This is a genomic window from Ramlibacter sp., assembly GCF_013697775.1.
In the GTDB taxonomy this organism is placed as follows: Bacteria; Pseudomonadota; Gammaproteobacteria; order Burkholderiales; family Burkholderiaceae_C; genus Ramlibacter.
Window position 1 is genome coordinate 1 of sequence record NZ_JACCWG010000289.1, and the last position, 7,975, is coordinate 7,975.

Genomic DNA, 7,975 nt, shown 5'->3' on the forward strand with positions numbered 1-7,975 from the left:
CTCCCCGGCACCGTCGCCGGCGCCCTCTCCCTCCCCTGCTCCCGCTCCGTCCACGCCACCCGCGCCGCCCTCCGCGCAGGAAGCCGCGCGTTTCCTCGCCCAGGCCACACCGGGCGCGCCGAAGTCCGAGATCGCGTCGCTCCAGGCGATCGGCTACGAGGCCTGGCTGGAACAGCAGTTCACCGTGCCGCGCAGCCAGGGCCACTACGACTGGCTGGTGGAGCACGGCTACGACGCCGAGACTTACCGCAACAGCACCGCCGGCCTGGACAACACGCTGTGGCGCAAGCTCATCTCCAGCCCCGACGCGCTGCGCCAGCGCATGACGCTGGCCTTGTCGGAGCTGCTGGTGGTGTCGCTGCTGGGCGTGGGCGGGCCGTTCCGCCAGTTCGCCGTGGCGAACTACGTGGACATCCTGGAAGCCAACGCCTTCGGCAACTACCGCACGCTGCTGGCCGACGTGACGCTGTCCACCGCCATGGGCTACTACCTCACCTACCGCGGCAATGCCAAGGCCAGTGCGCAAGGCAGCCAGCCCGACGAGAACTATGCGCGCGAGCTGATGCAGCTGTTCACCGTGGGCCTGGTGCAGCTCAACGCCGACGGCACGCCGGCGGCCGGCGCGCCCGAGACCTACGGCCCGGCCGACGTGAGCGGCCTGGCGCGCGTGTTCACCGGCTGGGACCTGGACACCAGCGGCCTGGCGACGCCGCCGCCCGCGTCCGTGCACCGCCGCCCGATGGCGCAGGTGGCGAGCCGCTACGAAACCGGTGCCAAGAGCTTCCTGGGCACCAGCATCGCCGCCGGCACGCCGGCGCGCGCCGCGCTCGACGCGGCGCTGGACACGCTGTTCATGCATCCCAACATGCCGCCCTTCGTCAGCCGCCAGCTGATCCAGCGGCTGGTCACCAGCAATCCGAGCCCGGCCTATGTGGGCCGCGTGGCGGCCGTGTTCGCCAACAACGGCACCGGCACGCGCGGCGACCTGCGCGCGGTGCTGCGCGCCATCCTGCTGGACGCGGAAGCGCGCGATCCGCGCATCGCCGCCGGGCCGGCCTTCGGCAAGCTGCGCGAGCCGGTGGTGCGCTTTCTCAACTGGGCGCGCGCATTCAAGGCGGCGTCGCCCACAGGGGTGTGGAACATCGGCGACCTGTCGGATGCCGGCACGCGCCTGGGCCAGAGCCCGCTGCGCGCGGGCTCGGTGTTCAACTTCTTCCGCCCCGGCTACGTGCCGCCCAACACCGGCTTCGCTGCCTACGGCCTGCCGGCGCCGGAGTTCCAGATCACCACCGAGTCGTCGGTGGCGGGCTACGTCAACTTCATGCAGAACGCGATCAACGGCGCCGCGGTCGGCGAGGTGCGCGCCGACTACACGGCGCTGCTCGCGCTGGCCGCCGATGCACAGGCGCTGCTGGACGAGATCAACCTGGTGCTGGCCGCGGGCCAGCTGCATGCCAACGTGCTCACGGTGCTGAAGCCAGCGCTCGACACCATCGCGGCCACCACCGACGCGGGCAAGCGCAACCGGGTCAACGCGGCACTGTTGCTGGTGCTGGCCTCGCCCGAATACATCGCGCAGAAATGAACAAGGACGACGCCATGGCCTCCCCTGAATTCCCCGGCATCGCCCCCGACAATGCATCGCGCCGCGCCTTCCTGCGCCGCGCCGGCCTGCTCTCGCTCGCATCGGGCGCGGCGCCCTGGGCGATGAGCCTGGCCGCCATGGGCGAGGCGGCGGCGCAGACCGCCGGCGACTACAAGGCGCTGGTCTGCGTGTTCCTGTACGGCGGCAACGACTACGCCAACACCGTGGTCCCGTACGACCAAGCCAGCTACGACCTCTACCGGTCGTTTCGCGCCAACGTGGCGATCGACCGCGGCGTGCTCGCGGCCACGGCACTGAGTCCCACCGCGCCGCTGCCCGGCGGCCGCCAGTTCGCGCTGGCGCCCGGCCTGGCGCCGCTGGTGCCGCTGTTCGATGCGGGCAAGCTCTCGGTGGCGCTGAACATCGGCACGCTGGTGCAGCCGACTACCAAGGCGCAGTACGCGGCGCGCTCGGTGCCGCTGCCGCCCAAGCTGTTCTCGCACAACGACCAGCAGTCGTACTGGCAGGCCTCGCTGCCCGAAGGCGGCACCTCCGGCTGGGGCGGACGCATGGGCGACCTGTTCGCCTCGGGCAACGGCAATGCCACCTTCACCTGCGTCAGCGTGGCCGGCAACGCGGTCTACCTGGCGGGCCACCAGACGGCGCAGTACCAGGTGACGACCGCGGGCCCGGTGGCGGTCAACGGCATCAAGAGCCCGCTGTTCGGCTCGCAGGCCTGTTCGCAGGCGCTGCAGGCGGTGATGACAACGCCGCGCGGACAGCTGCTCGAAGCCGAATACGCCAACGTGGCGCGCCGCTCGGTCATGGCCCACGCGCAGCTCTCGGGTGCGCTCGCCTCGGTCACGCTGCCCACGGTGTTTCCCCCCGGCAATTCGCTGGCCGACCAGCTGAAGATGGTGGCGCGCATGATCGCCGCGCGCGACACGCTGGGCGCCAAGCGCCAAGTGTTCTTCGTCTCCATGGGCGGCTTCGACACGCACGATTCGCTGGCCACCGCGCACCCGGGCCTGATGGCCAACCTGGGCAACGCGCTGGCCGCGTTCCAGCAGGCCACGGTGGATCTCGGCGTGGCGCAGCAGGTGACCGCGTTCACCGCCTCCGACTTCGGCCGCACGCTGGTGAGCAACAACGACGGTTCCGACCACGGCTGGGGCAGCATGCAGGTCGTGCTGGGCGGCGCGGTGAAGGGCCGCTCCTTCATCGGCACCGCGCCCGTGCTGGCCAACAACGGCCCGGACGACGTCGGCCAGGGCCGGCTGCTGCCCACCACCTCGGTGGAGCAGTTCGGCGCCACGCTGGCCGGCTGGTTCGGCGTCTCGGCCACCGACCAGATGCTGGTGCTGCCGAACCTGGCGAACTTCAGCGCGCGCAACCTCGGATTCATGGCGGCGGGCTGAGGAACAGGGCCATTCGGAGGTCCCTGGGGCGGCGCTCGTAAAATCGCCGCCATGAGCACCATCCTCGAGCACCTGCCCACCGGCCAGAAGGTCGGCATCGCGTTTTCCGGCGGCCTGGACACCAGCGCCGCATTGCACTGGATGCGCAAGAAGGGCGCGATCCCGTACGCCTACACCGCCAACCTGGGCCAGCCCGACGAGCCCGACTACGACGCCATCCCGCGCAAGGCCATGGAGTACGGCGCCGAGAAGGCACGCCTGGTGGACTGCCGCAAGCAGCTCGCGCACGAAGGCATCGCCGCGCTGCAAAGCGGCGCCTTCCACATCTCCACCGGCGGCATCACCTACTTCAACACCACGCCGCTCGGGCGCGCCGTCACCGGCACCATGCTGGTGGCCGCGATGAAGGAGGACGACGTCCACATCTGGGGCGACGGCAGCACCTTCAAGGGCAACGACATCGAGCGCTTCTATCGCTACGGCCTGCTCACCAACCCGAGCCTGCGCATCTACAAGCCCTGGCTGGACCAGCTGTTCATCGACGAACTGGGCGGGCGCGCCGAGATGTCGGCCTTCATGACCGCCTCGGGCTTCGGCTACAAGATGTCGGCCGAAAAAGCCTACTCCACCGACAGCAACATGCTGGGCGCCACCCACGAGGCCAAGGACCTGGAGTTCCTGAGCTCCGGCATTCGCATCGTCAACCCGATCATGGGCGTGGCCTTCTGGAAGGAAGAAGTGGAGGTCAAGGCCGAGGAAGTGCGCGTGCGCTTCGAGGAAGGCCGCCCGGTGGCGCTGAACGGCAAGACCTTCGACGACCCGGTGGAGCTGATCCTGGAGGCCAACCGCATCGGCGGGCGCCACGGCCTGGGCATGAGCGACCAGATCGAGAACCGCATCATCGAAGCCAAGAGCCGCGGCATCTACGAGGCCCCGGGCATGGCGCTGCTGTTCACCGCCTACGAGCGCCTGGTCACCGGCATCCACAACGAGGACACCATCGAGCAGTACCGCATGAACGGCCTGAAGCTGGGCCGCCTGCTGTACCAGGGCCGCTGGTTCGACCCGCAGGCCATCATGCTGCGCGAGACGGCGCAGCGCTGGGTGGCGCGCGCCGTCACCGGCGAGGTGACGCTGGAGCTGCGCCGCGGCAACGACTACTCGCTGCTGAACACCGAAAGCCCCAACCTCACCTACGCGCCGGAACGCCTGTCGATGGAGAAGGTGGAGAACGCGCCGTTCTCGCCCAAGGACCGCATCGGCCAGCTGACCATGCGCAACCTGGACATCGCCGACACGCGCGAGAAGCTCGAGGTGTATGCACGCGCCGGATTGCTCACGAGCAACGGCGACGGGCCGCTGCCCTCGCTCGGCAACGACTGAGCTTTTGGACCGGAGGATGCCGGCACCGCTCACCGCCCGGGGGGCGCGTTGGACGCCAGTCAGTCAGTCGCCGCCTCCACCGCAACCGCCCCCATCCCCGCCTCCGTCGCCTCCGTCGCCCCCGTTGGAGTTGTCCACGCCGCCGAAGCCATCGGCATCCCCGCCGGCCGATCCGTCGGCAAAGCTGGTACCGCAATACGCCCCGCCGTCGCCGCCGCCGTCCGCGCTTTTGCGGTCGATGTCGTTGCAGTCGGGCACGTAGCGAAAGCCGTGGGGAATCTCCAGCTTGCCGTCCAGCGCGAACAGCAGCGGCAGGCGCGTGGGCTTGCGCGGGTTGATCGCCTCGTCCTTGCAGGCCCAGAACCAGGCGCGGCGCAGGCCGTCGTTGCGCTTCGCCGCGCCGCCCAGCGCCTCGGCCGGCGTGTGGTGCAGAAAGCGCCCCAGCGCCAGCGCGCACCAGTCGCGATAGGCCTGCGTGTGCAGGATGAATTCGTGCCACATCGCGTCCACCGCGCGCGACGGCATGGCGACGAACTGGCCCTGGCTGCGGTTGCAGGCCATGAAGAACTGGCGCAGCCCGCGCTCCACCAGGTCCGCGTCCTTCTGTTCCAGCTGCGGATACGCCTGCCGCAGCTTGCGTTTGAGGAACTGCGGCAGCGGCGCCTCGCGGATCCAGCGGTCACGCTGCCAGCGTGCCCAGGCCGACGCACCGGTGGCGAAGACGAAGCACGCGACCAGCGCGCCGAACCACCCGCCGGGCAGCCGCCACCAGCCGGCCGCCTTGCCGGCGAATACTGCCAGCCAGAACGCCAGCACCACCCATTTGAGCTGCCCCACGTGGCGCAGGGCGCCGCGGTATGCGGTGTCCATGCCAAGCCCTCCTCATGCATGTTGTCCCGCCGCGACCTTACACCAGGGGAACGGGCGGGTCTCTACCGGCCGGATAAGATTCGCTGGCCCGGACATCTGGAGTCGTTTCCCATGGTTTCGCAGTTGCGCCGCTCGTTCACCGGCATGCTCGCCGCCGCCGCGGTGTGCACCGTGCTGCCCGCGCTGCCGCAACCCATGCCCGCCGGCCAGGCGGTGCTGGTGATCTCCGGCAAGGTCGCAGGCCCGGCCGACGGCGTGCCGCTGGACATGGCGGCGCTGGAAGGCCTGCCGCAGCACAGCTTCACCACCGGCACGCCCTGGAGCAAGGCGCCGCAGAAATTCACCGGGCCGCTGCTGCGCGACGTGCTGCGCCTGGCCAAGGCGCAGGGCACCAGCCTGAAGGCGATGGCGCTGAACGACTACCAGGTCACCATTCCGGTGGAGGACGCGCAGCGCGAGACGCTGATCGTGGCGCTGCGCATCGACGGCAAGCCGATCCCGGTGCGCGAGCGCGGCCCGCTGTTCGTGATCTATCCCTTCGACAGCAAGCCGCAGCTGCAGTCGCAGCGCTATTACGAGCGCTCGATCTGGCAGCTGAAATCCATCAAGGTCGAATGATGCTGCGCTTGCCCCGCAAAGCGGGCCTGGTCATCCTGGTGCTGCTGAGCCTGACCACATTGCTCGCGGCGGGCCTGGTGGCGGTGGCGCAGGTGCGCCAGGCACATGCGGTGGATGCCAAGAAAATGGGCTGGAAGGATTCCGTCGTCTCGATCGTGTTCGGCTTCGAGCGGCAGCTGATGCGCTTTCGCGGCGACCTGCGCGCCGCCCTGGCCGCGCCGGGCGACGACGTCGACGGCCAGGCGCTGGCGCTGCCCTACGAGATCCTGATCAGCCGGATCCTGCTGCTGCAGGACAGCAGCGGCCTGGAGATGCTGCGCGACATTCCCGAGCACGCCGAGCTGATGCGCCAGCTGCAGGTGCTGATGCGGCTGGGCGACAAGGCTGTCGCGTCCGTGGCCACGCGCGCCGACGCCGCCGCGATGGCCGACCACATCGAGCGCATCATGCCCGACGTGCAGAGCTACACCCTGGCCGCCTCGCGCCAGTCGGCCGAGCTGATCGAGCAGCAGTTCGACACGGTGCGCGAGCAAGCCATGGCCATCGGCGGGCTGGCGGTGCTGCACCTGCTGCTGCTGTCCATGGCGGGCTACGTGCTGTGGTTGCACCAGAAGGAGCAGACCGCCGCGCGCCGCCAGCTGGAGCGCCTGGCCGACGAACTGCGCGAGGCCAATGTGGCCGCCGAGGCCGCCAGCCGCGCCAAGAGCCGCTTTCTGGCCAACATGAGCCACGAGCTGCGCACGCCGTTCCAGGGCGTGCTGGGCATGCTGCAGCTGCTGCAGCAGACACCCACCACGCCCGCGCAGCGCGACCTGATCGCCACCGCGCACGAATCGGCGCGCCATCTTTTGGCATTGCTGGACGACGTGCTGGACGTCTCGGCGGTGGAGGCCGGCAAGCTGTCGCTGCACGACGCGCCGCTGGACCTGCCGCAGCTGTGCCGCGAGGTGCGCGACCAGCTGGCCGCCCAGGCGCAGGCGCGCGGCCTGGCGCTGCGCATGCGCCTGGCCGACGGCCTGCCGCACTGGGTGCACGGCGACGCCATGCGGCTCAAGCAGATCCTGTTCAACCTGCTGGGCAACGCCATCAAGTTCACGCCGCAGGGCGAGGTGGCGCTGGACGTCTCGGCGCGCGACGTGGGCGCGCTCAAGCAGCTGCGCTTTCGTGTCAGCGATACCGGCATCGGCATGGATGCGGCCACCATGGCGCGCCTGTTCCAGCGCTTCGAGGTGGGCGACGCCGAACAGTCGCGCCGCTTCGGCGGCACCGGTCTGGGCCTGGAAATCTCGCGCTCGCTGGCGCGCATGATGCGCGGCGACATCGCGGCGCAGAGCACGGCGGGCACGGGCTCGGTGTTCGAGCTGGCGGTGCTGCTGCCGGCCTGCCCCGCGCCCGGCGACGGCGCCTCGGTGCAGGCCGCGCAGGCCGCGGCGCTGCCGCCCAAGCGCATCCTGGTGGCCGACGACCACCCGGTCAACCGCAAGTACCTGGGCCTGTTGCTGCGCAGCCTGGGCCACGAGGTGAGCCTGGCCGAGGACGGGCGCCAGGCGCTGGAACTGGTGCGGCACAACGCGTTCGACACCGTGCTGCTGGACGTGCACATGCCGGTGCTGGACGGCGTGGACACGGCGCGCGCGATCCGCGCGCTGCCGGTGCCGCACGCCAACCTGCCGATCGTGATGCTCACCGCCGACGTGATGGAGGAAACCCGCGCCAGCGCGCTGCGCGCCGGGGCCGACGTGGTGCTGGCCAAGCCGCTGAAGGTGGAACAGCTGGCGGCGGTGCTGGGGCACGCGCATGCGCCGGCGCGCGCGCCCGCCGGACAGGGCATCGACGACCTGCTCAGCGCCGGCGAGGTCGAGCGGCTGGTGGCCATGTTCTTCACCGATGCATCGGGCACCATCGCCGCGCTGCGCGACGCGTTGGCCGAGGGCGATCCGGCGCGCTGCGCCGACGCCGCGCACAAGCTCAAGGGCGCTGCCGCGCTGCTGGGATTCACCGACATCGCCCGGGTGACCGACGACATCGGCCGCGCGGCACGGGCCGGCGGGACGTTCCCGGCAGCCGACTTGCGCCGGCAGCTGCAGCAGGCGCTGCAGGC

The 7,975-nt window shown here is 70.5% G+C and carries 6 protein-coding genes; 5 read left to right on the forward strand and 1 reads right to left on the reverse strand.

Annotation, left to right across the window (positions count from 1 at the left end):
* The 3 genes from H0U68_RS14415 to argG form a co-directional block, all read left to right on the forward strand.
* A partial coding sequence (locus tag H0U68_RS14415) for a DUF1800 family protein (RefSeq protein ID WP_296356738.1) occupies positions 1 to 1,585 on the forward strand: 1,585 nt, incomplete at its 5' end.
* Positions 1,582 to 3,003, forward strand: a complete 1,422-nt coding sequence (locus tag H0U68_RS14420) for a DUF1501 domain-containing protein (RefSeq protein WP_296356740.1) — start codon at positions 1,582 to 1,584, stop codon at positions 3,001 to 3,003. The genes H0U68_RS14415 and H0U68_RS14420, both read left to right, overlap by 4 nt.
* Before the next feature lie 51 nt (positions 3,004 to 3,054).
* Entirely contained in the window at positions 3,055 to 4,386 is a 1,332-nt protein-coding gene (gene argG, locus H0U68_RS14425) for an argininosuccinate synthase (RefSeq protein ID WP_296356742.1), read from the forward strand.
* A gap of 63 nt (positions 4,387 to 4,449) precedes the next feature.
* Here the strand turns inward: argG and H0U68_RS14430 are convergent, their stop codons facing one another.
* Entirely contained in the window at positions 4,450 to 5,256 is an 807-nt protein-coding gene (locus tag H0U68_RS14430; protein WP_296356744.1) for a hypothetical protein, read from the reverse strand.
* A 111-nt stretch (positions 5,257 to 5,367) separates the two neighbouring features.
* On the opposite strand from H0U68_RS14430, the gene H0U68_RS14435 reads away from it, so the two are divergent.
* The gene (locus H0U68_RS14435; RefSeq protein WP_296356746.1) at positions 5,368 to 5,874 is read left to right on the forward strand and encodes a molybdopterin-dependent oxidoreductase; all 507 of its coding nucleotides are present in this window, start codon (positions 5,368 to 5,370) and stop codon (positions 5,872 to 5,874) included.
* An 8-nt stretch (positions 5,875 to 5,882) separates the two neighbouring features.
* The coding region (locus H0U68_RS14440) for a response regulator (protein ID WP_296356748.1) at positions 5,883 to 7,975 on the forward strand (2,093 nt) is incomplete at its 3' end.

Bases quoted from the DNA above. Each gene is read 5' to 3' on its own strand.
- argG (WP_296356742.1), top strand. From the start codon at position 3,055: ATGAGCACCATCCTCGAGCACCTGCCCACCGGCCAGAAGGTCGGCATC.
- H0U68_RS14435 (WP_296356746.1), top strand. From the start codon at position 5,368: ATGGTTTCGCAGTTGCGCCGCTCGTTCACCGGCATGCTCGCCGCCGCC.
- H0U68_RS14430 (WP_296356744.1), bottom strand. From the start codon at position 5,256: ATGGACACCGCATACCGCGGCGCCCTGCGCCACGTGGGGCAGCTCAAA.
- H0U68_RS14420 (WP_296356740.1), top strand. From the start codon at position 1,582: ATGAACAAGGACGACGCCATGGCCTCCCCTGAATTCCCCGGCATCGCC.